Origin of the sequence: Brevibacillus reuszeri (genome assembly GCF_001187725.1) — a bacterium.
Classification (GTDB): Bacteria; Bacillota; Bacilli; order Brevibacillales; family Brevibacillaceae; genus Brevibacillus; species Brevibacillus reuszeri.
Genome location: NZ_LGIQ01000017.1, coordinates 255,279 through 281,439 on the forward strand (window position 1 = coordinate 255,279; position 26,161 = coordinate 281,439).

Here is a 26,161-nt window from a genome sequence, read left to right on the forward strand (position 1 = left end):
AACCAAGCGTTCATGTAAGGGGGTTTTTCTTTGAAACTACTCGCAGGCTCCAATCGTAAACCGGTAAAAGCCGTTTTTGTTTGAAAGGATGACTGCTATGCTTATGATGTCTGGTCTGATTATCGCCGTCTCCATAGAGCATTACTACACCCCTTTGGACCGCATGTTCGGACAAACTCCAATCGAGTATCACGAAGAAAAAATCGAAAAGAAAGAAGCAGAGGACGAAGAGGGCGACGACAAGGAAAAAAATAGCAGAAAACAGCCAAAAGAAAAGAAAGGGGTACATTCATGACCGTGCATTTACAAGGGAAAAAAGTGCTGCTGAGAGACATCCGCAAAGAAGATATCGATGAGATTTACTATTGGAAATACGAGGCAGATGATCGCGAGCACCTCAACTGGAATGGACCCTATAAGCCATTGGAATCGCTCAGTAAGGAGGAATACCATTCTCTCCCCCGCTACGCCGAATCATTGGCGCTTGTCGGAACTGATGACCCACGAACCGAGCTGATCATCGAAATAGACGGGAAACTGAAAGGCAGTGTTGGTCGGTACTGGATTTCCGAAGAGACAAACTGGTGCGAAATCGGCATCGTCATCTACGACTCCCGATACTGGTCCAACGGTTATGGTCGCGAAGCATTCCAAATGTGGATCGATTACTTGTTCACCCACATGGATACGGTCCGTTTGGGAATCGGCACCTGGTCTGGCAATGAACGCATGATGCGGCTTGCTGCTTACTGTGGAATGATTGAGGAAGCACGCGTACGCAAGGCAAGAATCGTGCGTGGGGAATACTACGATGCGATCAAAATGGGGATGCTGCGCGAGGAATGGGAAGCACGCAAAGATTAGACTGTAGGCTTTACATCTATTTGGAAAAAAACAGGGCCCTTTTTGCAGAAAAATCATGCAAAGAGGGCTCCTCTGTATTCGGATGAATCAGCTTAGTCGTTCTTTGGATCGTTGGGATTCTTCGTTTCTTGCAGAGGGGGAGAAATGGCTGAAATATCAATGATCTCAGGTGGCATACTGAATTGATGGCCGCAGGTCGGGCAAAATTTGGTTTCCAGGGAAACGACCTTTCCGCAATCACATACCTTTTCGTTGTTCAACTCCTTGATTTTACTGTGAAGCTGCTTGATCTCGCTCTGAATCTCCACAATCTCGTGGCAGTAGCCTTCGATTTCCGATGTGACCGTTACTGTCTGGTTTTGCGAAAATGACATAAAAACGATTTCTCCGATCTTGGCTTGCTTTTCCTCGACCTGCTTTGCCAAGTCTTGCGCCTGTAGCTTCAGGCGATTGATTTCTACGACGGTCTTTGCCTTTTGCCCCGCATCTGTAACTCCCTGCTTTAATTTATCCAGAAAGCTCATATGGACCTCCTCTCCTATCTCCTGACCAATCCCTTTTTCCTTCAACATTGCTTCATGCCCCTGCCTGATTTTATCCATCGTTGATTACGCTATATGAATATGGATATTCGACAGTGTTCCAGCCGATTACTGTGGTACTGGCGCTGGCTGTCCGCAGCTCTCCCCCAGCTTGTTAGACAGTACGCTCTCTTTTCCCTCTCGTGACAAACAAAATGCCTTCGATCAATGCGATGACGAGCAACGAGATGCCGAATAAAGGCATGATCACACCTAAAATCACCATCAGGCTGATGAAGCCAATAGAGAGCCTGTTCGAAACCTTTGGCGGTGCAAAGGACTTCTGCTCGGCCTTGCGAAATAGCCACGTTTTGATGCCCCAGAAAATCACGAGCAAGAAGCAAAGACAAACAACCGTGTTCAACAGCTTGTTGGCCCAGCCAAATAAGTGCCCCTCATGCAGCGGGATTCCCCAGGTAAACCATTTGGCCAAAATACCGTAATCTTCGTAGCCAGTCTGCGCAATCAATCTTCCACTATACTGATCGAAATAGGCGGTCATTTCCTCATACGGACTGACATCCAGACCGGTAACCCCCGTATTGCTGCTTTTGGAGACCGTATAAACGCCATCGTCGCTGCTTGGATATACGATGGAATACGGCTTCGTAATACGAGCTTCCTCCACTTTTTGCATCAGCTGCTCAATCGGCAGCCGATTGCTTGTATTTGACAGGTCCGGAGCAGCAGTCATTGCGCCATGATGAGCATGTGCATCGGTTGAGGTCGGCGCTTCATTTTTACGGGTCGCCCACGGAACCTCGCTCATGTCAGAAGTAAGCGGCTCTACCTGTGGCTGCCCAAGGGACGGATATTTTTGTGAAGCAGTATAGATGAAATCCCCCATAAAAGCGGACCAGGGCAAGCCGGTAAAAATAATGACGATCATCGGAATGGTAATCATCGTACCAACAATCGCGTGCCATCTCTTGTTACTCTGTCGCGGTGACATCTTTTCTCTTTTCTTCCACACTCGTCCTTTAAAGGTCATATAAATGCCGGACAGCAGCAAAAATATTGCCCAACTGGCCGCCAGCTCGACCAGGTAGTTCACGACAGTGCCGCCTACAAAAAGCGAGCTGTGTGTATCGCGCATGACATTAGAAAACGTGTATCGCGCGTCCTGACTGCCGATCAGCTGGTTCCTCGGATCCAAAAATATGTACCTTTGATCACCCGTTGCATTTTTCATGGTCAGACGCGTATTGTATGGCTCGTCTAGCACGATGATCTTGGATACGGCAAAGCCTTCAAATTGATTACTCGCCTGTTTCATTCCCTCATCCAGCGTGAGCTTTTCTGACTTGTTGCTTTTTCCAAAAAACAAATCCGCGTACGCCCTGTTTTCAACATCGGTGTAATACAAATAACCAATGCCGCTTAAAGTCAGCGTGATCAGCAGAGGTGTGATAAAGATCGCCGCATAAAAATGCCACCGCCAAAAACGATTATAATTGCCCATGCCCTCTTCTCCCCTATGTCGATTTCGTCGAAGACTTGCGGTTCATACACGTTGCCGCTATGATTCGCACAGACTTCATCCATGAAGAGTATAAAATTTTTACAGGCAACAGCTGAATGACTCGACATGGCTATTTTGAAGGGGAATTGTGGCAGTGTCGTGAAAAGAGTGTGAAATTGGTGTGCCAAAAAGCCCAGGAGCACTTTTCAGGCGCTTCCTGGGCTTTCTCGTGTCTTTTATTCGGTTTTCGCGCCAAAGCTCACAGAAGCCCTACGCAAGCTCTGCAGCTACCCGATTCATCTTGGCTTCCAGCTCACCCAGATCGACATTCATATCCAAAGCAGCAAAAACACCTGTGAAATACGCATCGATTTGCTCGATGACGCGCGCTCGCTCGCTTGCCACGATCTCGGTAAAGAGCGCTTGGAACTGCTCATCGAGCTGCTCGCTACCAGTTGCAACATAGGCAGCCACCGGATCTTGCAGTCGTTTCTCCAGGTCTTCGCGCATTTTCGTTTTGCCATCCTGCTCAAAAAAGTCCTTCGCATTTTTAAACAAGGAGAGAGCCGGCTGAAAAGCTGCCGGTCCGACCGGCAAATCCTCGGCAAAGGTGAGCGTCTCTACTTGACGTGATTGATATGGTGCAAGTGTCAGACTGCTCGCATGGGCCTGCACATCCTTTTGCCATGCCTGTACCAGGGAAACACCCTGCTTGTTAATGAACTTTTCCAGGCGCAGCGTAGTAGCGCGCAGCTCCTGTGCCAAATCGTAGCTGATGGAGCGCAAAAGGTCAGTCAGGCAGCCTTGCAGCGCTTGCTTCAAGTTACGGCCATCGTCCTTGAGCACAGCCGGATTGAAGGCAAAATTGTAAAGCTCGGCGAAACGGAAAAAGAGACGCTGTTTCACGTAATAAACTAATTCCTCACGCTCTTTTGCCAAATCCCGTTCCTGTGAGGTCGTCACCAACGCTTCAACCGCTGAGCGGGCAGCGGCTTGTGACGCAGTAGCTGCCTCACGACGCGCCAGTCGCTCGCTTTCGCCAGATTGGGCCATTCGCATGAATTCACCCAAGGTATCGTAGGCGCGGCGGATTTCACTCACTGCTGCGTTTACAGCAATTTGCGTCAACTCCTCAATCGTAAAGCGCAGGAAGTCTACTTCAAATGAAGCCATGCCTGACAGCTTGAACGCCTCGTCAGCAGCCATCAATGGCTCGCCTTCTGCTGTTTGTGTCCGTTGACGGTACACCTTTTCAGCAGAGGCAGCCAGCTTGCATTTTTCGTGCATGCGCGCAAGCAGTGCCGTCTGACTGGAAACTGGATAAATCCGCGGCAAACGAATACCACAGGTCAGCAGGTTTTTCTCTACGTGGGTAATAACTCCTTGCAGCTCTTCCTCAGACGCAGCAAGGTCAGCCGCGTTGACGATGAAAAACATTTTGTCCATCTCGAATGTATCTTTTACGCGACCCATTTGCAGCAGGAACTCGCGGTCCGCTTGGGCAAACGCATGATTGTAATAGGTTACGAACAACACTGCGTCCGCATTTTTCATATATTCAAAGGCAACACCTGTGTGACGTGCATTGATCGAGTCAGCACCTGGCGTATCTACCAGCACAATCCCTTGATCGGTCAACGGGCAGGAGTAGAACAGCTCGATGTACTCGGCAAAGCATGCCTTCTCTTCCTTGGCTACGAAGCCTTTAAAAGCCTGCATGTCTACAAGCAGCTCCCCGCCCAGATGCGCAGTCATGTCTCCCAAGCCCTTGGTGACAGCTTTCAAGAAGGTGTAGTGCGGCTTCGCTGTTGGGGGTATCTGCGTCACATCAATCTTGCTCAGCTCAGCCAGTGCTCCCTCCAGCCCGCTTGCGGACAGACCAAACACGGCAAGGGAACGAAGAACGTCCTGCTCGATTGCCTCTCTGCTCTTCAGCACGACACGCACTGTTCCGTGTGGATGCGCCTCGTCTGGAGGCATGATTTTGTTGATCGCTGCTGTTGTCGGGTTTGGTGACACAGGCAGCACGAGATCGCCCATCAAGGCGTTGGCAAAGGAGGATTTTCCGGCACTGAACGCACCGAACAAAGCTACGGTAAAACGGTTGGCTGTAAGCCGCTCTGCGCGATCCAGCATAGCCTCTGCCTGTGCTTGCATACCTGGTACGGTATTAATTTCTTCACTTGTACGGCGCAAGCGCTCTGCTGCGGCCACTAGTTTGTCTCGTAGTTGATTCATGATTCCTTGTCTCCTTCACGCATGATCGCCTGCAAGCGTTGTTTGGCTGCCTCTTCACCCGCGGCGAGTTCAGACAGCTTTTTGTGTACATCTGCCAGCTCACGCAATGCCGCAAGTCGCTCATGCTGCGCTGCACCTTCGGCCCCCACCTGCTGCTCCAGAAGCGCTGTTACCTGCTCGATGAAGCCAAGACCAACACGTCTGTACTCCAGCTTGATCCCGGCAGAAATATCGTTACAGTAGTTCATGACATATTCGCGCGATTGTGCCCCATCCTTGATGTGCTTGGCGAGAAACTCAGGGGTAATCTCGATTTTGGTCGCATGGACACGAGCATGGTACTCTTCATCACGGATGTCGTAAACTTGCAGCTGTTTTCCCATCAATTCTCTGAAATGGAAGTCGAGATTACCCGCCACCTTCTCCCGGAATTCGGTCAGCAGCACTTCCTCGCGCCGTGCTTTTTCCTCTTCCGTCTTTTTACCCGCGAATAAGAAGCCCAGCTTGAATCCAGGCTTGCGACTCTCCAGATAGCTCTCTGCCGCTTCGTTGGTGCTGTAATAGGTGAGGCGAGCATTGTCGAGCAGTACACCGAGGTCCTTCTCCATCTGCTTACGTGCTTCGATGGTACGGCTCTCCAGCGTTTTTGCCTGTGCTTCAGCATCCTGCAAGTTAGTAGCCACAGCCTGAGCATCAGAGCTGTCGAGTCCATCGACTTCGATGCTTCCCAGCTTGTTCTCCAGCTCCTGACGTTTGCCAGCCTGACTCGCTTTTACTTCCTGAATGTGCTCCTCAATCAAATGATCTGCCGCACTACGTACACTTTTTGCGACCAGCTCTTCGCGATCCGTGATCAACTGACCAAGCATGCTTCTGAGTTCCTCGTACTGATTTTCCAGATGATCAGGTTCAGCAAGTGAAGTATAGTAGATGCCATCCGGCTTGATATTCCAGGTTGCGAATGCCTCTTCCACGCTTTCCTTATAGCTCTCGAAGTCCAGCTCGAAGTCGAGATGCTTGTCGATCATGTTGACGACCAAATAAACCGGTTTGCCCCGGTCCTTCAACGTTTTTGTGAAATTGAAGTTTTCCTCTGCCTGTACGTGGTTGTAATCCATCATATAAATGACGACATCGGCCAAATGAAGCGCAGATTCTGTCGCGATTTTGTGAGCGGCATCGGTAGAGTCGATCCCTGGTGTATCCAGCAAGCTCGAGTACTCGTCGAGGAAGGTACCCGGATACGAAACCTCCACGGATTCTACCGTATCGCCATCAACGGCAAACTGCTTCAGCTTTTCCATCTCCGTGTCTGGATCAAACGTAATCACACCACTTGCATTTGTATACACGCGAGCTGCCTTTTCTCCACCACGAATTTTGACGACATTGGCGCTCGTTGGAATAGGATTGGACGGCAGCAGATTTACTCCGAGAAGTGTATTGATCATTGTCGATTTCCCTGCGGAAAAGTGTCCGCAAAAAGCAATGTTCAGCTCTGCCTTCTTCGTCTTTTCAGCCAGCTGCAACAGCTTGGCAGGTGTTTTGCTGTCGCCCTGTTCCTTCATTTGTTCAGCTAATTGTTCCCATGTATGTGCAAGCCGGGAAAAATCCGTTTCCCGTATCAATACTTGACTATTGAGCACTACTATCCCACCCTCTCCATCAATCCTGCTCTCTCTACTACTCTCTATTCTACCATGCCGAATGTATCATACCTTTGTGGGGTTGATCAATTCTTTGTGTGAAAGTTTATTCATGGAACTTTCATCCGCATAATTTTCCTGTGATCTGGAAAAAATCGCACTAACATGATATTCGCATCTTGATCGGGAGGGACTTACATGCTGCGAAGATTTTGGTCTGCGCGCCACAAAAAGAAATCCTCCTCCCCCTTCATGCAAAAAGCGTTGCAAACCCAAGGGCCTCCCGTATTGTTGTCCAGCAGCTTGCAGGAAAACATGGAGACGATCAAAACCGAGCTCGGAAACCCGCACGATCTGCTCATTCGCACCTTGTTGATCGGCAACAGTCATCATACGTGTGCGATTGTGGCCATTGACGGGCTTATAAACAGTGACATGCTGCACAGTCAGGTGCTTAGCCATATCCAGCTCACGATCTCCATAGCCGGAAAAATCGTTCCAAGTGAACCGGAAACCATTCTGAATCTGCTAAATGAAGAAGTGCTTTCCGTCAGTGAGATCAAAAAGTCCTCCTCCTTTACGGATGTCATTGATTGCGTCCTTGCTGGAGATATTGCCCTTTTCGTGGACGGTACGAGCCAGGTCATCGTCATTGACAGCAAAGGCTGGAAGACGAGGGCGACTGAAGAGCCTGTATCCGAAGGGGTCGTAAGGGGTCCGCGCGATGGCTTTACGGAGAGCATCCGTGACAACACCGTGCGCATTCGTAGGCGGGTAAAAGATAAACATTTGCGGTTTGACGGCTCTTTCGTAGGTTCTCGCAGCAAAACCGAGCTGATTATCGCGTATATAGACAGCATTGTCGATCCCGAAATGCTGAGTGAGGTCAAACGTAGAATCGCCACCATCGACATAGATGAGGTAGAGGAATCCGGCTTTATCGAGCAATGGATTGAGGATGATTTTTTGTCTCCCTTTCCACAGATCCACAATACCGAACGACCAGACAAGGTGGCAGCTGCCCTGTTCCAAGGCCGTGTTGCCATTTTGCTCGACGGTACACCCATGGTCTTGGTCTTACCGATCACAATCGGTTTTCTCCTGCACTCGCCAGAGGATTATTACGAGCGCTGGATAGCCGGTACACTTGCACGGCTATTGCGTTATCTCGCTTCGTTTCTTGCTGTCTTTTCACCCGCTTTTTATATCGCTCTGGTAACCTTTCACCCTGGACTCATTCCATCTGATCTCGCTTTTTCGATCGCGGCAACACGAGATGGCGTTCCATTCCCTGCTTTTGTGGAATCGCTCTTGATGGTGACGACGATGGAGCTTTTGCAGGAAGCAGGTTTGCGACTTCCCAAGCCGATTGGTCAAACTGTCGGGATTGTGGGCGGACTGGTGATTGGGGATGCTGCCGTATCCGCCGGGATTGTCAGTCCAGTCATGGTTATTGTTGTTGCTCTCACGGCGATTGCTTCCTTTGCCATCCCTTCGTACCATTTAGCGATTGCTTTTCGAATGATTCGTTTCCTCGCCATGCTTGCTGCTGCCATTTTTGGCATCTACGGTGTCGTACTGAGCTTTATCATGATTATGATTCATTTAACCAATTTGACGAGCATCGGTTATCCGTACTTGGCTCCGTTTACACCGCAAATGCCTCAAGACTGGAAGGATTTGATCCTGCGAGCACCCGTTACCTTTTTGCGAAAGCGGCCGGGATCACTTCACCCAAAAGATGAAACACGCACAGGAACAGGGGACCCTACATGAGTGCTCAAACGTTTGCAGAGAAATTAATCAGCAAAAATCATATGGGCATCAACATCGCCTCCGTAACCATCGGGGTCGGAATTCTCACATTTCCCCGTACGCTGGCGAAAGCAACCGGAGCATTTGATGGCTGGATATCCGTCATCCTAAGTGGTTTGATCGCGTGGCTGATTGGCTGGATGCTGGCCAAGCTCGCTGCGCGGTTTCCGCGACAAACGTTTTTTGAGTATACCTCCATCATCGCTTCCAAGCCTGTCGGATATGTGCTGACCATCCTTGTCTGCGTGTACACCATGTTGTTTGTTTCCTTTGAAATCCGGGCGATTGGCAATATCTCGAAGCAGTATTTGTTTTACGAAACGCCTGTTGAGATGATCACGCTGAGCTTTTTGTTGATTGTCCAATATGCCGTCGCCGGGTCACGTATTGCAATGCTGCGTTTGAATCTGCTGTTTCTGCCGGTTGTCTTTGTCGTCATCGCCGTTGTGCTGCTATTTACGACACAGCTGGTGGAAATCGAGAATGTACGACCATTTTTCTCCTCAGACTGGCGTTCCCTGCTCAAAGGAACGGAAGGGGTTGGCCTATCCTATTCCGGGTTTGAAGTCATTTTGTTTTACACGATGCTGATGCGAAACCCTCAGGAGGGTCCTCGTGCGATCGCAATCGGTCTCGCCATCCCGGTTTTGCTCTATTTAACAATCTACATGTTTGTCATCGGGGTCTTTTCAGCAGAAGTCGCAAAAAATCTGACTTACCCTACTATTGAGCTCGCCAAAGAGGTGGAAATTCCAGGGGGCTTTTTTGAACGTGTCGAATCCATTTTCTTCACGATTTGGATCATGACCATCTTTAATACATGCGCGATGTGGCTGGACATCACGATCATCAATTTGACTTCGATGTTTCAGCGTGTCACCAAGATTCTTTGGATTTTTATCCTCTCTCCGCTGATTTATTTCATCGCCATGCTTCCGCAAAACCTGGTCGACTTTTTCACGTTTGCCGAAAAGCTGACCTACTATGGCTTTCTTATTGTCTACCTCGTTCCCATCGGTCTCTTGCTTTTGGCAAAGCTGCGAGGGGTGAAAGGTCATGAATAAGCGGCTTGTCTCACTGTGTCTGATTGTCATGCTTCCTATCTTGCTAAGCGGATGCTGGGATCAGGTCCAGATCGAGGAGAGGGGGTTTGTCGTCGGTGTTGCGATTGATGCACCTCGCTCCAACCAAGCAGAAAAAAAGGCCAATCAGGAAGCACCTGACAAGCCTAAAGGGAAGCAGCGTTTTTTGCTGACCCATCAGCTGGTCATTCCCGGTGGTCTGATTTCAGGCTCCCAAGGAATCAGCGGCGGACAAAATACGACAGATGAAGCTTTTCTCAATCTCGTCTCTGAAGGAGATTCCCTGCTGGAAATTTCCCGAGAGCTTGCTACCCGTACGAGCCGGACTCCCTTTTATCAGCACCTGAAAATCATCGTCGTCTCTGAAGAAATCGCGCGTTCTGCTACTGCCTTCTCCAATACACTGGATATTCTTTTGCGTGATCCAGATTCGCGGCGCAGCAGTAAGATTTTCATCTCCAAGGGAGACGCGCGCAGGGTTATCGAGGTGCGGCCCAAAACCGAAAAAATACCTGCCCTCTACATCAATTCGATCGGAGAGAACATTAATAAAAACGCACGGATGCTCCCCGAGGTCCGAATCGGTGATGTGCATCAGTATTTGTTAAATGAGTACAGCTTTGTCCTGCCGAGGATTATTGCGGAGAAAGAAGAAGTAAAGGTTGCCGGCTCTGCCGTTTTTAGACGAAAAAATCAGATGGTCGGCTTTCTCGGAGAAGAAGAAACAGAGGGGCTCAATTTTTTGACCGGACATGTTCAGGGTGGATTATTGAAAGCCAAATATAAGGATGACTTGGTTGTGTTAAATATCCATGGAGCGAAAAAAAGTATAAGGGCGGATATTCGAGACAAGCAGCACATCAAATTCAATGTGGAAATTCAATGCGAGGGTGTCATTTTTGAATCGTATGCCAAAATTGATTTACTGAAAGCAAAAACGATGGAACAAATACAAAATGTTTTCGCCAAGGAGATCGAGCGTTTGTGCAATGACACGATCCACAAAGTACATCAGGATTTGAAAGCAGATGTGATCGGCCTTGGCAGCTATCTCAAGCAGAACCACCACTCCCTCTGGCAGGAAATCAAGAAGGACTGGGAGATTGGACAAGAGCTATTTGAAAAAAGCGAAATTCACGTATCCGCCAATGTCTTTATTCGCAATATCGGCGGGATTAACAAGTAGAAAACAGTCTGGGGATAAGCATAATGAGCAAAATGATCGGATCTCTTCCTCCCTACCTGACTCTGTCAGGTGTCGTTCTCTCCTTTTTGATTCCTTTTGTTGCCTACAAGATTACGAGCACAATCAGGAAATATGGGAACCCGCCATGGAAAAAAGGGAATAACGGCGGGTAAAGCAGGTTTATCCCTCCCAAAAAGAAAGCAGGGCAGCCGAAGCTCCTTCGGACATGCCCTGTTCTCTCTTATGTTGCTTTCTCAGCCAACAAATCAGCAAATGCTTTGGCATATGCCGGCAAATCTGGTGGACGACGCGAGCCGACGATGTGTCCGTCTACTACTACCTCTTCATCTACCCAAGTCGCCCCTGCATTCTCGATATCATCCTTGATGCCAGGCGTAGAGGTTGTAGTCACGCCGTGCAGTATTTTTGCGGAAGCGAGTACCCAGCCAGCGTGGCAAATATGGCCGATTGGCTTTTTTGCCTCATGCATTGCGGCTACGAACGATAGCACCTCTGGATAACGACGCAGTTTATCTGGCGCCCACCCACCTGGTACCAGTACTCCAGCATAATCAGCCGGGTCAATCTCTGCCATGCTTTTTTCCGCTTCGCACGGTACTCCATATTTGCCTATGTACACATGATTTGCTTTTGGTCCAACGAGATGAACGACGGCTCCTTCTTCACGAAGTCTCAGAACCGGGTACCACAACTCCAAATCTTCAAACTCACTCTCCACAAAGCAAACAACTTGTTTTCCTGCAAGTCTCACCGTATTCGCCTCCTTTACTCCCTTTCATTGTAGCACACGGTGATTGGAGAAAAGACAGCCTGATGGGAAGCTGCTGCCCCTGAAATGAAAAAAAGTGAGAAACAGGTCTAATTCACTGTTTCCCACCTTATAACAAAAAACATATGTATAGTGCTGATGGTGCCGGTAGAGGGACTTGAACCCCCACGGTTTCCCTCACGATTTTGAGTCGCGCGCGTCTGCCAATTCCGCCATACCGGCATATCGTATTGGGACTTTATTCCCAAGCTGATCCAGTCGCGCAATTCGACAATTTTCGCTACTTGCATCAACAATTAGATACTATACAGGTAATTGAGCGGAAAAGCAATACAGGATTTTTTTACCAGCGACAAAAGCACTAATTCAAGGCTTTTTTCGATTACTTATTTCGAATGTGACAGGAAACTCCTTCACTCCATAAACGAACGGGCTTGGAATCGGTGTAAGCGGTGTGCCCTCCACAAAACGGATATGCTGCAATCTCCGAGCGATTGCCTGTATCGCTATCTGACCCTCTAAACGGGCGAGAGGCGCTCCCAGACAAAAGTGAATGCCAAAGCCAAAAGCGAGATGTGCGTTTGGCTTACGATCTACGATAAAGGTGTCGGGATCAGGAAATTTCGCCTCGTCACGATTGGCCGATGCGACCCAAGAAATGACTTGCTCACCCGCTTGGATCGGTACATCGCCAATTTGCACATCCTTGGTAGTGATTCGGCCAATTGCCTGGACCGGAGGATAATAACGCAGAACCTCCTCAATAAACCCGGGAACGAGCGCTGGCTGCTCATGGAGTGTTTGCTGCAAGCTTTGATCCTCTGTCAGACGGCGTACTGCATTTGTAATCAGATTGGTTGTCGTTTCATTCCCTGCTGCCAAAAGAAGGATCGAGAAAATGATGATTTCTTTGTCATCGAGCTTCTCCCCTTCAATATCTGCTGACAAGAGAAGTGAAATTAAATCATCCTGCGGCTCCTGGCGGCGCAGCTTCATGATTTCGGCAAAGTAGGCGTCCAGCTCTTGGCGAGCCTGTGTCCTTTCCGCCATCACTTGTACGAATAGCTCTTCTGTATTTTTTGCTGGTCCCTTTACCAAAATATCCGACCAGTCTTTAAACAGCTTTCGATCCTTCGTCGGTACACCTAACAGCTCCGCGATGACGATGACGGGCAGCGGAACAGCAAGGTCGTGGACCATGTCCATCTTGCCATCGCTTTGTACCGCATCCAGCAGTTCATCCGTGATTGATTGGATGCGTGGCGCCAGATCGGCAATCACCTTTGGCGTAAAGGCTTTACTGACCAACGCCCTCATTTGTGTGTGCCTCGGCGGGTCCATCATTAACAGAGACTCGTTTTCTTCCCCGCCCCTTTTCGATGAAAAGGTAGCCGGGTCCTTCAACACCTGATGGGCATCCTCATAGCGAAATACATCCCAGCATTTTCGATTCTCATCATAGCGAACAGGGGTTGTCCCGCGCAGTTGTGCAAAAATCGGAAAGGGGTCGAGCTTTTTTTCGATCGTATTTAAATCTTCCATCGGAATGATATTCGCGTACCGTGCCTTATTCGTTGTTTGCATTTTTCATTTCTCCCACGCTTGTCTTCTTGGTGCATTCCTCCTCTATCGTCCCCATCCCATTTGTTTTCATTCCTTGGCACGCGGGTCCGCTACCAATTCCATACCTCGATCCTGCCTAAACGGAATTCATGAAACTCCGGGTCTCGTTGGAGCTTTTCCAGTTCTCGCACAGGACCAGTGACAAGCGCTCCATAGACAGTAATGCCATGCTCTTTCAAGTATGCTAAACGAGGTTCATCGTAGCTTTCGAAGCGACTTTTCCCATTCGCCAATACATACTCCAGATCGGGAATAAGCTGCTTCTCGGCACTTTCCACGGATTCGTTTAAATGAAAAGTCGTCTGTGACAGTCTCGATTTCTCATCATAGAGCACTTCTGGACGCAGCACCAGAAAAGGTACATAGGTATCAGTACTGCGAGTATAGGAAGGCTTGAACGTCTTCAACTCGCCTGCATACACAGGCATTTGCAGGATAGCGACGTCGTATTTGGAAAGCAGCTTGCGCATTTGCTCCGGCGTTTGCGGATGAATGGAGGACAAAGATATTTCCGCCACATACCCGTCCGAGATATGCTTGAGCTGGTCCCATATATAGTCTTGTTCCTTTCGCTCTTTAACCGGACTGTCGCCCGTTATTGAACGCGGCAACGCGAAGTTAAAGGTCCCATCCCGATCATTCAGCTCTTTTTGCTGATAGTTGATCTGATAGCTCAGCTCTCCCCAGAACGGCTTTTTCACGGTTACCGATCCGACGACCAGCTCCCATTTCCCGATCTGTTTAAATAATGGCATTGTCGTCTCCTGCGTCAACCAAGGTGATAGCTCAACGGACGGATAATCCCACTTGCCGACCTTCACTCCTGAGTAATGCGTTTCGATGAGTGTCGTGGCGTAGCGAACCAATTCCTCTTCCTTTCCGAGCTGTTTATAGCCGATCTGAATGGCCAGCATATAGAGCATATATAAAAACCAAATGATCAAAAGAATGTGGATGATGTTTCGCCATAACGTAAACCTCGCTTTCCAGACCATCCTGCGCGCTTTTTTCTCATCCCACTGCAAGGCAGGCTCCTGCCAGTCCTTCAACAGCTTGTCATCCTCCATCACGCTTGCCTCCTTCTGCCCGGGCTTCCCACTCCCGAAATTTTTCTCTCGCCCGATACAAGGTTACTTTTACTTGATCCATACTGAGTTCAAGTGTCGTAGCCAATTCCTGATAGGTAAAATCCTCGATCTCTCGCAAGTACAAAATCGTTCGCATTCGCTCTGGGAGCTGCTGCATGACCCAAGCTACCTTCTCTTTTTCTTCTTTTTGACGATATACCATCTCCGGCTCATATGTACGTGAAGCTACTGGAATGAGTCGCCTGATGTTTTCCAGCATGTTTTGCTCAGACGTTTGCTTGCGCAGCCAATCAATATAAAGATTGCGTGCTACCTTATAGAGCCACGCCCGCACTTGTCTTGCTTCCTGAATTGAGAGGGAGAGCATGGCACGGTAAAAGGTTTCTTGCAGCAGCTCCTCGGCGATCTCGCGCGAACCACACATGCGAAATAAATAACGGTACAGCGGATATTGGTATTCTGCAAATAATTCGCTCCAAGTCTGTGCCTTCATCTCCCACCTCCTCTCTTATCAACGAAGTCGCGCGTGAAATGTTACCAACTTTTTTTGCAAAATTTTCTCCGCTGACGTCTCCCGACACAGGGCGTACAGCATCCTGCAAATGGTCCTCTGCGTCTAAAGTCTCGCGGCAAATTAAACGGAAAGTCCAAAGGGTGACGACCAAATACGATCCATCGTCCATCTGGGCGTTTTCTTAATTGATACACACGAAAAAAACGGTCGCTAGGATCGAACTGGAACCAGACAGCAAGCGTGACACATCTTGGTCCCTCTGAAAGCACCTGTGATTTGACGATGGGAGGCGCTCCAATCCCGCCGCCAATCGGAATAGCCAGTTGTCCATGAATCCGGCGCAAATCAAGATTGCCGATGACCCGACTCGCTAAACAAGGAGTCATCGTTCTTTCTAAAAATCTGCGAATCTTCTGTCTGGAGTTGAATCGTGCCGGCAAAATATTTCCACGCTCTCCTACCTGTTTATGAGCGGAGAAAACAATCGTCCAAAAAGCCTGTTCCGTTTGCCGCACTACCTGCACCCATTTCTTTTTCATTAGGCATACCTCCCTCCTAAAAGGGTATGCATCCGGAGCTGTATGCGGTTGGGCTGCGCCTGCCTACATATTCACCAGGGAAGAAGGACATAGTAGCATGGTGTGCCAAAACCCCATTATTTTGGAGGAGGATATTCATGCCTAGCCAAATCAATACCGATTCGCTTAAAAAAGCTGAAGTTGCTGCGACTCTTGCCAAATCAATGATTACCCAAGCGATCGAACAATCTGCCGCCAATCCGCAGCTCGCGGAAGAAGCGTTGAAGACAGCGTCTCAAGAAATTGCCCAAGCACAAACGATGGTATCTCAAGTCCAATCCACCATCCAAACCCAATCACAGCAACAACAGCAACAACAGCAACAACAGAAGCAATAGTCATAGCCTCCTATACACGAAAAACAGGCAGACCCACAACATCCATGGGTTTGCCTGTTTTTGCTCACTCTTTTACAATGATGAGTAAAATGCGATTGGGAAAGAGGGGTTTTTCTTGCCACAATTAACCGGAATCAACCATTTGCTGTTTTCTGTTTCAGATCTGGAGAGATCCTTCTGCTTTTACCGAGACGTGATGGGAGCAAAGCCGCTTGTACGCGGGAGAAAGCTCGCTTATTTTGATTGGAATGGCTACTGGCTGGCTCTGAATGAGGAGCAGGACATCCCGCGAAATGAAATTGCCCATTCTTATACGCATCTGGCCTTTTCCATCGACGAGGCATCGTTTGATGACTGGAAAAGCCATTTGGAAAAGCATGATGTCATCATCCTGCCAGGCCGTGAACGCGATGAGCGAGACAAGCGCTCACTGTATTTTACTGACCCTGATGGTCACAAATTCGAGCTGCATACCGGAACGCTTCAGGATCGTCTCTCCTATTACCGCTCAGAAAAAGGGCACATGACCTTCTTTGATTAAGAATCACCCTTTTTTGTTATAAAACGATATAATTCGATAAACAAAAAAGGATAGACCCGCAAAGCCTAAAATTCCTACCAGAATCAGGAGTGGATAGAAATTAGTGAACAGCATACTGCCTACAAACAGCAAAAAACAGACAATGAATCCGAGTACATTTTGTAAAATGTTATTTTTGCTCATAGATAAAAATCATTACCTTTCTATTCGCTGTTCTTCTATTATAGCGAATATTTGAGCAAAGCGTTTGAAAACAGCTCCTCTTTGGCTCTGGCATCGAAGAAATGCTAAAAAAACATAGGTCAAAATGGTCATATTTATTCTATAAACATTCACAAATTTACAATAGTTCAATAGTAGCAGTTTGATTCCCATGATATTATGATGGAAGTAACCAGAACCGATCTCAGTGTTTGCTACTGACCTATTCGTTTGGTGATAGGTCTGTTTTTATTGTGCTGCTCCGCCTACATACGTGGTCAAGCCAAGTATTCGAATCAGATGGGATTGGTTTATGAGTTGCTGTATGAGTTGCTGTATATTCATTCGTTACTATGCAAGAGAGTAAAACGCGGAGGGATACTATGTTTGTAAAGCGGGGGGAGTCTGTCATGACCACCAAGATCCAGGAAAGTGACATACCCATGACAGAACAATTAGCAGGGAAAGTAAAGTTTTTGCAGCTCAATCAGGCGGACCTGGATCGCATGAAGCAATTGGAGCCGATACTGAATAAACATCTCGACGCAATCACCGACCGCCACTATCAAATGCTTCACGAATATTCCCACTTGATGCACATCATCGAATCCAATACAACGATAGATCGCCTGTCCAAATCGTTTCGCCACTATCTGCAAACGCTTCCGAACGCCCAATTGGACGAAACCTATGTAAGAGGCAGAGAGAAAATCGGGGAAGTCCACAGCAGAATCGGACTTGCCCCGGAATGGTACACGGGCTCCTATTTACGGGTATATGAATTCTTGATCCCGTCAGTCGTCTCTGCCTACGCCAAGAAGCCTCAAGAAATATCAGCAACTCTCCTAGCCCTGATCAAGCTGTTGACGCTTGATTCGCAGATTGTGCTTCAATCCTATCAAGAGGATACGGATTACAAGGTCGTAGATCGACTTGGACAAGTTCTGGAGCTCGTCATGCAAATTGACAAGATCAAGCACGTCCTCGATACAGTAGAAACGACAACCGATGAAGCTAGCAACGTACGCTCTGCGGCTGAACAGCTCACTCACTCTGTCCAAAAGGTCGCACAATCAGCCGTGATGGTTGCCGAAAATGCCACGACTACTATGGAGCAGGCAACAACGGGCCAGGAAATTATTCAGGCCTCGCTCAAGAGCTTTCTCTCGATGGCAGATGAATTTAAAGACATGCAAACAAAAATTTCTCAGCTCATGGCTTCTATTGAAAACGTTTCCCAGGTTGTCCAAGTCATTCGCAGTGTCGCTGATCAGACCAATTTGCTCGCGCTGAATGCATCGATTGAAGCAGCGCGTGCAGGCGAACATGGGCGTGGCTTTGCGGTTGTTGCCGAGGAGGTACGCAAGCTCGCTGAACAAACGAAGCAGTCCGTCCAGAGCATTACCTCTACCATGCAAAACGTGCAGCAGGAAGCAAGTCAAGTCAAGGATTCCGCAGCACAGATGAGCGAACACTTCAGCCTAGAAGCCAACCAGACGCGAGATGCAATCGATCTGATGGCAGACATCGTACAAAACATCGAAAAGGTCGGTCATTCTACCGGACATATTGCCGCACAGGCAGAAGAACAGTCTGCCGCCACCGATGACATTTCCCAGCGAATCACGCAGGTCCAAGCCAATATGGAGCTCATCGCTGAGAATGTAGCCCACGCAGGGAAGAATGTCTATGACATCGGGGCCGGCATCAATGATCTGCACAAACTCAGCATCAGTCAACTGAATCAATTAAAGGCAAAGCACCATTTGCGGATCGTCAAAACCGATCATCTTTTATGGAAATGGTGGCTCTACAACTACATGCTCGGTTACCACAAGATCGAAGAAAAAGATTTGGTTGATCATATGCAATGCCGTTTGGGAGTCTGGTATCACGAAGCCAAGCATGATCCAAAAATCAACTCTCTACGCTCTTTCCAGCAATTGGATGTGCCGCACCGAAAGTTCCACGAGGCGGTCCGCAACGTTTATCTCTTGGTGAAAGCCGGCAAGCACGATGAGGCCGAGTCAGTATTTTCCAGCCTGGAGGAGCTGTCCGAAAACGTCTTGAATTGCCTCGATCAATTGGCTGAGGAGATGCGCTAAATACGTTTCTTGCGTCCCTGCCTTTTTCTTTTCGACGGCAATACCCTTTTCGTCATAATCGTACCCAGTTGCGTTGCAGACAATGGCTGCGTACGCATTGGGTTCTTTGGCTTTCTGCTATTCACTCGGTTATATCCAGTCGCACTCGCTGCACGCGCAACCCGTATACCGAAAGCCTGCATCGCCCATTGAATCGGAAACGAGATAGAGAGTCTGCCATCCGCGGAGCCAGCAAAATTGACGGCTGCCGCCAAGTTGCTTGCAGTAAGCCACACAGAACCGGAATCGCCAGGCAACGAGACCGCTCCAGCACCTCGAATGACCGTTTGGTTGCGAAAACGAATGGTTCCAAGTCCGCCAAGATTGCCGTAATCAACGTCAATGTCCGTATGGATGGACACTACAACTCCACTGACTCTGCCTGATGACCGTCCTACCTTTTTAAATCGACTCCCGACAGCGTAGGAGCGCACATGGCCGCGCACGGTTCCCACCGTCGCATAGCGGGGAGCCAGCAATCGATTCGTCGTCGGGATGGATAAGGCAGCATCAATATAATTCGCACCATTTTTACGCAATCGAACATAGCGATACAAGCGACCGATCCGATCCCTTCCAGACCGTCCCCCGTCCGCTCCACCTGGCTGTATCGTCTCCGTATAGCCACCTGTATTGTTTTTATTGAGAACATGATTGTTGCTAAGCAAATACCGTTGTGCACTCCGGGAAGCACTTTGGACGATCAGACCTGCTGTCCCAGAAACTCCCGGATAGCCTACGCTGTAGCCTGCGATTACCGGCCGAATTCTACGTCGAAATGAAGTGGCAACAGCCTTTGCCACAGGGGCGTGACAGCAGCAACGACCTGAGGTGATTCTCCGAACCGGAACGGCCACTCGTACTCGTCCGGTAGCTCTTGTACTTCGAACAGAAACACATTGTGGACAAGCTCGTTTCACAGTAGCGCTTGCTTTTTCTGTGTATAAAACGATGCAAGCCCCACCTTTTCTGTCTTTTCCGTTGGCATAGCCGATTCCAATGCCGACAACACCGGGCATTTTCTTCCACCGCTTGACCAAGTGATTTTTGGCTTGCATCGCTTCCTGAAACGTAGCCATCGCTCCCCGTCCTCTCCAGAAAAATCCGTACATTGTCATCCTATGCGGCTTACAGGGAGGCTCACGGGGCTTCTGACACTGCGTGACAGCCTGTTTTTACTCGTCATGGGTAAAGAAAAAGGTTGGGTTTTCGGCGGGCTTTCCGGGAGGAAAGGAAACAGGAGAAAACGCTTCAGGTACTTGGGTCACTTGCGCAGGTGATTCCCTGCACGGCTCCAGACAAAAAGCGAAACCGCGTACAAAGTAGTGATTTCAGGGAGTTTCTCAAAGGTGGACGCTTAAAACCTTGTTTCGCTTTTTATCTCACACCTCGGTTGTGCCCCAAAGACCACGCGTTTTCTCCTGTTTCCTTTTACCAGCCATTGTGCTTGTAACGGCTTTTTCTTTTTTTGGTTTCCTCGTTGTCGTTGTAAAAAAATAGAAAAAAAGCATCCTCTACCTTGGTGGAGAATGCTTTTTGGTAAATTAAGATGCTTCTGAAATTGCATTTGCAGGAGCTGTCTGCGCTTTTTTGTTCGTGTGTACGAGCAGGATGTTGAGCACTACCGCAGTCAGGGAGCCTGTCACGATACCGTTTTGCATCATCATTTTCAACAGTGTCGGCAGTTGGTCAAACATAGTTGGAACCGTTGCGGAGCCAAGTCCGACTGCAATACTGCATGCTGCGATCAGCAAGTTTTCGTTTTTTCGCAAATCAACCTGGGACAAAATGTTGATTCCCGAAGCTACAACCATCCCGAACATCGCGATCATAGCTCCACCGAGAACGGCACTGGGAACAACGGTTGTCAAGGCAGCCAACTTTGGCAACAGGCCGAGAACGACAAGAATTCCACCTGCTCCGATCATGACATCGCGTGATTTAATGCCCGTCAATGAAACCAGACCGACGTTTTGTGAAAACGCAGTGTACGGGAATGCATTGAAAATTCCCCCGAGCACGATGGCTACGCCTTCTCCGCGCAACCCTTTCACAACATCTTTATTGGTGACTTCCGTATTGGTCACTTTTCCGAGTGCGAAATAAACGCCTGTAGATTCCGCCATACTGATGATATTTACCAGAATCATCGTTAAAATGGCAACGATACTGAACTGTGGAGTTCCGAAGTAAAAAGGTTCTACGACACTAAACCAGGAAGCAGTCGCTACGTTTGCGAAGCTGACCATTCCCATCATATATGCTGCAACAGTACCGACGATCAAGCCAAGCAATACCGAGATGGCACGAATAAAGCCTGTAAAAAAGCGATTAATAAGCAAAATAATAACAAGAGTACCCAATGCCAAAAGCAAATACTGTGGTTGACCAAAGTCAGGCTTTGTTGCATCTCCGCCGGCGGCGTTGGTCATCGCTACAGGAATCAGGGACAGCCCGATAATCGTAACGACAGAGCCTTGTACCACGGTAGGGAAAAAACGAAGGAGCTTGCCAAATAGAGGAGCAGCAAATACAACGAACAATCCTGAAATGATAATAGCCCCATACGCTGTCGCCAAATTGGTCGAGGAAGCAATGGCAATAATCGGTCCTACCGCAGTAAAGGTACAGCCGAGGACAACCGGAAGACGAATCCCTGTATAGCGTGTGCCTATCACCTGCAACAGGGTAGCGATCCCACTCGTAAACAAGTCGGCTGCGATCAAATAAGCGATTTGGAGCGGCGTCAGCTTTAATGCTGCTCCGATAATCAACGGCACGACGACTGCTCCAGCATACATGGCTAGAACATGCTGCAATCCCAGGGTGACGACCTTTTGTTTGGATAGCATTTGTGTTTGTTTCTCTCCTCTAGTGTAGTGTCGTTTATGAGTTACCTTATAAATTCTTACACGTTAAATGAAATGAATTCCTTCTGGTGACATCGATTGGATACGAGCCAAGGATTCAATCCGAACACCTTGCTGCTCTAACAAGCCCCGGCCTTCCTGAAAGCTTTTTTCAATAACTGCCCCTACTCCTACGAGATGAGCTCCAGCATCCTTGATGATTTGCGTCAAGCCTACCAGGGCTGCACCCGTCGCCAGGAAATCATCTACAATCAATACCCGATCCTCTGGGGACAAATATTGACGAGACACGCTGATTTGATACGTTTCTTGACGAGTAAAGGAATGGACCGGTGCGGAGTAAACCTCCTCGGTCAACGTGACAGCCTTTTTCTTTTTCGCATAGACAAATGGCACACCCAGTACAAATGCGGTCGCCATTGCAAAATGAATACCACTCGCCTCAATCGTCAAAACCTTCGTGATAGGCTCGTCCGTAAACAGCTCAGCAAAGCGCTTGCCAATATTCATCGTCAATTGCGGGTCAACCTGATGGTTTAAAAAGGCATCTACTTTTAACACGGATGCAGACAGTACCTTGCCATCCTGTACGATTCGGTCTTGTAATTCTTTCATCTGTTTTTCCCCCTTGAATTTATCCCTACCAATCAATAAAAGCCCAGAGCAGACAGGTCACGAGCTGGCTGACATACAAACCAACACGAAGTGAAACCTGTCCCTCTGGGCTTTTCTCCCTTAGGTGTAACACGCTTGTGCGTGTTAGCGTCGCTCGGACCAGCCTTCTCGCCGAAACGGAACCCTAGACGCTCTTTCACTCGTAGTCAGGTGATTTACGGTCACCCGGTAGAAACTGCTGGGCCTTATTCCCAAAATTATACGAGCATGTATGAGAGAGTCCCCGTTAGCGCCCGACATCCACTTATCGCAGAGCGTCACTTTCCGGTGTACTCCTATGCTTTTTCGATAAAATCAAATCTATCATATGTGTCTGCTGGGGAGCAAGCGTTAATTTTTGACGGGTGGGGGCGCGTAGTTGTCTGATTGGCTGTAGTGGTGGAGAGGAAACAGGAGAAAACGCTCCAGGTACTTGGGACACTAGCGCGGATGATTCACTGCACGGCTCCACTTCAAAAGGGAAACCGCGTCCAAAGTAGCGGTTTCAAGAAGTAATTCCAAGGTGGACGCTTAAGAACGTGTTTCCCTTTTTTCACTCCGCCTCGGTCGGTGTCCCAAAGACCTCCGCTTTTTTCTCCTCTTTCCTCTCACCAGCCTTGGTCTTCCACCTGGCTTCTTTAAAAACAGGTAAGAATTAAACGCAAAAAACCCTCGATTCCTCGAGGGTTTTTGGTTAGCGCTTTGGTTTTCTTTGGCGCATTTCTACGTTGATTTTTTTCCATTTATCTTTTTCGGCGGCTTTCAGTCTGGCGTCTTCTTTTCGGGCCAGATGTGCCAGCTCTCGTTGCAGCTTGAGGTAGCTGTCAAAACGGGCTTTTTCCAGGGTTCCATCCTCAATCGCTTCGCGGACAGCACATCCTGGCTCTCGCTCGTGCTGGCAATCATTGAAGCGACATGCTTCAGCGATGGATTCGATATCGTCAAAAGCACCGCGGAAGCCTTCGTCTGCTTCCCATAGCTGCAGCTCACGCATACCCGGGGTATCAATCATCAAGCCCCCTTCTGGTAGACGGATCAGCTCGCGATGGGTCGTCGTGTGGCGACCGCGATCATCGCCCTCACGCACTTCACTCACGCGCTGCATTTCGCTGCCGCTCAGCTTGTTAATCAAGGTAGATTTCCCTACACCTGAGGAGCCCATCAAGGCAATGGTCTTGCCCTCGCCCAAATAAGGCGCTAGCTGCTCCAGACCTTCTCCGTGCTCAGCGCTGACCACATGGACAGGCACACCGATTGCGACCGACTCGACCTCCGCCAGACGCGCATCCAAATCATCGCACAAATCGGCTTTGCTCAGTACGATCACTGGAGACGCTCCACTTTCCCATGCGAGAATGAGGTAACGCTCCATTCTGCGTATATTAAAGTCATTGTTTAGCGCATTGACGAGAAATACAATATCGACATTGGCAGCGACGATCTGTTCTTCGACAGTATCCCCAGCAGCCTTGCGAGAAAACTTGCTTTTGCGTGGAAGCAGCGCATGAATAGAGGCTTTTTTCTCCTCTACACGTGGGTTGATCACAACCCAGTCTCCCACAGCCGGATAATCCTCGCGGCCAGTTGCCTCGTAACGCAGCTTTCCAGTTACCTCGCCCAAGAGCTCTCCATGCTCACTCATTAGGCGATAAATGCGTTTATGTTCCAGCGAAATACGTCCTACGCTGTAGCCTTGTTCGGCATATGGGGCAAAATGATCAGCAAAGTATTCATTCCATCCCAATGATTTCAATGTTTGTTCGTTTGTTAGATGATTCACTACGGATTCCCCCTGCAATTGGTTAAATAAATGGCTTTCGCCAAACCAGTCACAGTCGAATCCTCATTTTGGGTGAACGGTTTTATTGTTCGCTTGAAAGGAGGATTCCTGCGACCCCGATACCTACACTCTGTACGAATTTTGTGTTTGCCATATAACATCTCTCCTTTTCAAACCGAACGAACCGTTCAGGTTTGGATTCCTATTTCCCAGTTATTGTACCACGAAATTTGGTTATGCAACAGAGTCAGTCTCCCCCGCCACCGCCACCATCTCCACCACCGCTGTCGCCGCCACTGTCGTAGCTTCCATGGTGTCCGTCATGATGGTGATGGTGATTGTGGTGATGGTGGTGGTGATCGTCTACGTAAAATGGCGTACTGCTATCCGACGAAGAATGAGAACGACTACTTACGCCTTTTTTGGCCTTGGACGCCAGGATCAGCATAACGACCATAAATAAGATGACGATGATGATGAAAAACTCCATCTGCCTCACGTCCTTTCTATGCTACTGGAAAGAGTATTTACCTAGTCAATTATAGCATACGAAACGGGCAAGACCGTAAAGGGCCGTGTCCAAATACACAACGAAGAAGGCACATACTCCTTATCGAGTACGTGCCTTCTGTCGCTTTACCGTTTTCGCAGCACACGCCCAAATACAACCAGAATCGGTGTTAGCAAGATTCCCGCTACCACCAGGGAGGCGCGAATGGACAGTCGATGTCCGATCCATCCCACAACGGGTCCACCTGCTGTTTGACCGAGCGCATTGGATTGGCTCATCATCGACAAAATTGTCGCACGAACACTGCTTTCAATATTCAAGTTGAGCCATGTATCATAGAGCGGGCTGCTCAACGCCTCAATGACCCCAATCATGAGAAGGCATGCAAGCGCCCATTCAAAGCTGGGTGCCAAAGCAAAGGAGATGACCGCCGCAATCTTTAAGCCAGTCAGGACAAACATGCCGACAACGACAACACGTTCGTTGTTCACATCTAACCGCTTTTCCGCAATCCCTACAGCTACCAGACTGAGAAGGGCAGAAACCGCTGCGATCATACCAAACCACATTGGCAACGATAATGTCCCTACCAGTGGAAACCCGATCTCCGAAATCAGATTTGCTTCCCAAAGTCGGTCATACCCTTCCGACGCTGCACCAGTAAACAGCGTGACCAGCAAAATCAAAAACAGGATTGGCTGACTACGAATCACCTTTGCACCCGACAGCCAAGTCGTAGCCATTTCTTTAAAGTGCGATGCTCCTTCTTCTCGCGGCTTGCGTGTAAAGGTCGTCTCTTTCATAAACAGGCTCAAAAACACGCCGAGGAGCAAGTACAAGATCCCGCCAACCAAATACGGCAAGTTCGGCGCCAAGGTCGATAGTCCAACACTAAGGGCGATGCCCAGCAATGTTGCCAGCAGAGCATAACGCTTCCCACTCATAAAAATGGTGCCGATCTTCTCTTCACCAACCTCATCCACGATCCACGCTGTATCTGCTCCACTAACAAATGTGTCGCCCACTCCATAAAAGACTTGGGCCAGAAGCACCCAAAACATCACTGGAATGAACGGAACCATTCCTTCCAGTGCCGGGATGATGCCTTGCATGGCAAATCCTGTGCCAATCACGAACATTCCGATAATGACGGACAATTTCCGACTGTACGTATCAGCGACTACACCCGTCACACTTTCGAAGAGCAAAACAGCCAGTTCCAGAACCATCCCGATCAAGAGCAGCTCAAACGGATTGAGTCCAAGCGCCGTAATGTAGTAAATCGCATACGTCGTAAACATCGTCGTATTGGCGAGCGATGTAGTAAACCGCTTTATCATATAAACTTTCGTTGCATCCAAAACCATCGAGACTGTATCCACCTTTCAGGCAGAGGACACGCTCTCGTTTTCACATATGCAATCGATTTTAATGCCAATGCATATTCTGCAAAACTACGTACGTGCCACTCTACCGCTCATCATTCTTCCTTCCTGTACTTGCGTGCTTTCAACAAATGTTTTTAACATTTTTTTACACCTCCGATAGTAATTAGTCCCTATTATAAACGATTTCCATGAAAATGCTCGAGCATTTTTATCTTTGCCAAAAAACATTTCATCGGTACTATTAAGAGGTGAGCAGTAACGTACGTT

The 26,161-nt window shown here is 48.6% G+C and carries 24 protein-coding genes, 1 tRNA gene and 1 riboswitch; of the genes, 9 read left to right on the top strand and 16 right to left on the bottom strand.

Annotated elements, in window-relative coordinates; all coding sequences use genetic code 11:
* Positions 1 to 97 precede the first annotated feature (97 nt).
* Positions 98 to 295, top strand: coding sequence for a DUF3951 domain-containing protein (locus ADS79_RS32670; protein ID WP_084766164.1), 198 nt, complete (start codon positions 98 to 100; stop codon positions 293 to 295).
* Positions 292 to 864, top strand: coding sequence for a GNAT family N-acetyltransferase (locus tag ADS79_RS32675; RefSeq protein ID WP_049742663.1), 573 nt, complete (start codon positions 292 to 294; stop codon positions 862 to 864). The genes ADS79_RS32670 and ADS79_RS32675 overlap by 4 nt, the downstream gene beginning before the upstream one ends.
* A 92-nt stretch (positions 865 to 956) precedes the next feature.
* Here the strand turns inward: ADS79_RS32675 and ADS79_RS32680 are convergent, their stop codons facing one another.
* The 4 genes from ADS79_RS32680 to ADS79_RS32695 all read right to left on the bottom strand — a co-directional run bounded on the left by ADS79_RS32680 (position 957) and on the right by ADS79_RS32695 (position 6,791).
* Positions 957 to 1,436, bottom strand: coding sequence for a zinc ribbon domain-containing protein (locus ADS79_RS32680; protein WP_049742664.1), 480 nt, complete (start codon positions 1,434 to 1,436; stop codon positions 957 to 959).
* A gap of 124 nt (positions 1,437 to 1,560) precedes the next feature.
* A complete protein-coding gene (locus ADS79_RS32685) occupies positions 1,561 to 2,907 on the bottom strand; it encodes a PepSY-associated TM helix domain-containing protein (RefSeq protein WP_049742665.1) in 1,347 nt (448 codons plus the stop codon).
* A gap of 270 nt (positions 2,908 to 3,177) precedes the next feature.
* Entirely contained in the window at positions 3,178 to 5,145 is a 1,968-nt protein-coding gene (locus ADS79_RS32690) for a dynamin family protein (RefSeq protein ID WP_049742666.1), read from the bottom strand.
* Positions 5,142 to 6,791, bottom strand: a complete 1,650-nt coding sequence (locus ADS79_RS32695) for a dynamin family protein (protein ID WP_049742667.1) — start codon at positions 6,789 to 6,791, stop codon at positions 5,142 to 5,144. The genes ADS79_RS32690 and ADS79_RS32695 overlap by 4 nt, the downstream gene beginning before the upstream one ends.
* 198 nt (positions 6,792 to 6,989) lie before the next feature.
* Here ADS79_RS32695 and ADS79_RS32700 point away from each other — a divergent pair, with 198 nt between their 5' ends.
* Genes ADS79_RS32700 through ADS79_RS35795 form a run of 4 tightly spaced genes read left to right on the top strand, consistent with a single transcriptional unit; the run spans position 6,990 to position 11,047 of the window.
* Positions 6,990 to 8,567 (top strand): spore germination protein, encoded by a 1,578-nt coding sequence (locus ADS79_RS32700; protein WP_049742668.1) that lies wholly within the window; start codon positions 6,990 to 6,992, stop codon positions 8,565 to 8,567.
* On the top strand, positions 8,564 to 9,670 hold the full coding sequence (locus ADS79_RS32705) for a GerAB/ArcD/ProY family transporter (protein WP_049742669.1): 1,107 nt from the start codon (positions 8,564 to 8,566) through the stop codon (positions 9,668 to 9,670). The genes ADS79_RS32700 and ADS79_RS32705 overlap by 4 nt, the downstream gene beginning before the upstream one ends.
* On the top strand, positions 9,663 to 10,874 hold the full coding sequence (locus ADS79_RS32710) for a Ger(x)C family spore germination protein (RefSeq protein ID WP_049742670.1): 1,212 nt from the start codon (positions 9,663 to 9,665) through the stop codon (positions 10,872 to 10,874). The genes ADS79_RS32705 and ADS79_RS32710 overlap by 8 nt, the downstream gene beginning before the upstream one ends.
* 23 nt (positions 10,875 to 10,897) lie before the next feature.
* A complete protein-coding gene (locus ADS79_RS35795) occupies positions 10,898 to 11,047 on the top strand; it encodes a hypothetical protein (protein ID WP_162839562.1) in 150 nt (49 codons plus the stop codon).
* A gap of 68 nt (positions 11,048 to 11,115) precedes the next feature.
* Here the strand turns inward: ADS79_RS35795 and ADS79_RS32715 are convergent, their stop codons facing one another.
* The 6 genes from ADS79_RS32715 to ADS79_RS32740 form a co-directional block, all read right to left on the bottom strand.
* Complete coding sequence (locus ADS79_RS32715; RefSeq protein ID WP_049742671.1) at positions 11,116 to 11,646, bottom strand: type 1 glutamine amidotransferase domain-containing protein; 531 nt, start codon at positions 11,644 to 11,646, stop codon at positions 11,116 to 11,118.
* 157 nt (positions 11,647 to 11,803) lie between these two features.
* Positions 11,804 to 11,886: transfer RNA gene (locus ADS79_RS32720), tRNA-Leu, on the bottom strand.
* A gap of 144 nt (positions 11,887 to 12,030) precedes the next feature.
* Entirely contained in the window at positions 12,031 to 13,248 is a 1,218-nt protein-coding gene (locus tag ADS79_RS32725) for a cytochrome P450 (RefSeq protein WP_049742672.1), read from the bottom strand.
* An 89-nt stretch (positions 13,249 to 13,337) separates the two neighbouring features.
* Entirely contained in the window at positions 13,338 to 14,354 is a 1,017-nt protein-coding gene (locus ADS79_RS32730) for an anti sigma factor C-terminal domain-containing protein (protein WP_049742673.1), read from the bottom strand.
* Positions 14,344 to 14,868 (bottom strand): RNA polymerase sigma factor, encoded by a 525-nt coding sequence (locus ADS79_RS32735; RefSeq protein ID WP_049742674.1) that lies wholly within the window; start codon positions 14,866 to 14,868, stop codon positions 14,344 to 14,346. Before ADS79_RS32735 ends, ADS79_RS32730 begins: the two co-directional genes overlap by 11 nt.
* A 41-nt stretch (positions 14,869 to 14,909) precedes the next feature.
* Positions 14,910 to 15,428 (bottom strand): hypothetical protein, encoded by a 519-nt coding sequence (locus ADS79_RS32740; RefSeq protein WP_049742675.1) that lies wholly within the window; start codon positions 15,426 to 15,428, stop codon positions 14,910 to 14,912.
* 137 nt (positions 15,429 to 15,565) lie between these two features.
* Here ADS79_RS32740 and ADS79_RS32745 point away from each other — a divergent pair, with 137 nt between their 5' ends.
* The 3 genes from ADS79_RS32745 to ADS79_RS32760 all read left to right on the top strand — a co-directional run bounded on the left by ADS79_RS32745 (position 15,566) and on the right by ADS79_RS32760 (position 18,652).
* Positions 15,566 to 15,805: a hypothetical protein gene (locus tag ADS79_RS32745; protein WP_049742676.1), complete on the top strand. Its 240-nt coding sequence runs from the start codon at positions 15,566 to 15,568 to the stop codon at positions 15,803 to 15,805.
* A 115-nt stretch (positions 15,806 to 15,920) separates the two neighbouring features.
* Positions 15,921 to 16,346: a metallothiol transferase FosB gene (gene fosB, locus ADS79_RS32750; RefSeq protein ID WP_049742677.1), complete on the top strand. Its 426-nt coding sequence runs from the start codon at positions 15,921 to 15,923 to the stop codon at positions 16,344 to 16,346.
* A gap of 584 nt (positions 16,347 to 16,930) precedes the next feature.
* Complete coding sequence (locus ADS79_RS32760) at positions 16,931 to 18,652, top strand: methyl-accepting chemotaxis protein (protein ID WP_049742679.1); 1,722 nt, start codon at positions 16,931 to 16,933, stop codon at positions 18,650 to 18,652.
* Here the strand turns inward: ADS79_RS32760 and ADS79_RS32765 are convergent.
* The 6 genes from ADS79_RS32765 to ADS79_RS32790 all read right to left on the bottom strand — a co-directional run bounded on the left by ADS79_RS32765 (position 18,649) and on the right by ADS79_RS32790 (position 25,873).
* Complete coding sequence (locus ADS79_RS32765; RefSeq protein WP_049742680.1) at positions 18,649 to 19,770, bottom strand: chymotrypsin family serine protease; 1,122 nt, start codon at positions 19,768 to 19,770, stop codon at positions 18,649 to 18,651. The genes ADS79_RS32760 and ADS79_RS32765 overlap by 4 nt on opposite strands.
* 465 nt (positions 19,771 to 20,235) lie before the next feature.
* Positions 20,236 to 21,543: a nucleobase:cation symporter-2 family protein gene (locus ADS79_RS32770; protein ID WP_049742681.1), complete on the bottom strand. Its 1,308-nt coding sequence runs from the start codon at positions 21,541 to 21,543 to the stop codon at positions 20,236 to 20,238.
* 63 nt (positions 21,544 to 21,606) lie between these two features.
* Positions 21,607 to 22,176 (bottom strand): xanthine phosphoribosyltransferase, encoded by a 570-nt coding sequence (locus ADS79_RS32775; protein ID WP_049742682.1) that lies wholly within the window; start codon positions 22,174 to 22,176, stop codon positions 21,607 to 21,609.
* Between the two features lie 183 nt (positions 22,177 to 22,359).
* Positions 22,360 to 22,461: riboswitch (purine riboswitch) on the bottom strand.
* Between the two features lie 448 nt (positions 22,462 to 22,909).
* The gene (gene rsgA / locus ADS79_RS32780) at positions 22,910 to 23,995 is read right to left on the bottom strand and encodes a ribosome small subunit-dependent GTPase A (RefSeq protein WP_049742683.1); all 1,086 of its coding nucleotides are present in this window, start codon (positions 23,993 to 23,995) and stop codon (positions 22,910 to 22,912) included.
* A gap of 247 nt (positions 23,996 to 24,242) precedes the next feature.
* The gene (locus ADS79_RS32785) at positions 24,243 to 24,485 is read right to left on the bottom strand and encodes a hypothetical protein (RefSeq protein WP_049742684.1); all 243 of its coding nucleotides are present in this window, start codon (positions 24,483 to 24,485) and stop codon (positions 24,243 to 24,245) included.
* 146 nt (positions 24,486 to 24,631) lie between these two features.
* Positions 24,632 to 25,873: an MFS transporter gene (locus tag ADS79_RS32790; RefSeq protein ID WP_049742685.1), complete on the bottom strand. Its 1,242-nt coding sequence runs from the start codon at positions 25,871 to 25,873 to the stop codon at positions 24,632 to 24,634.
* Positions 25,874 to 26,161 lie beyond the last annotated feature (288 nt).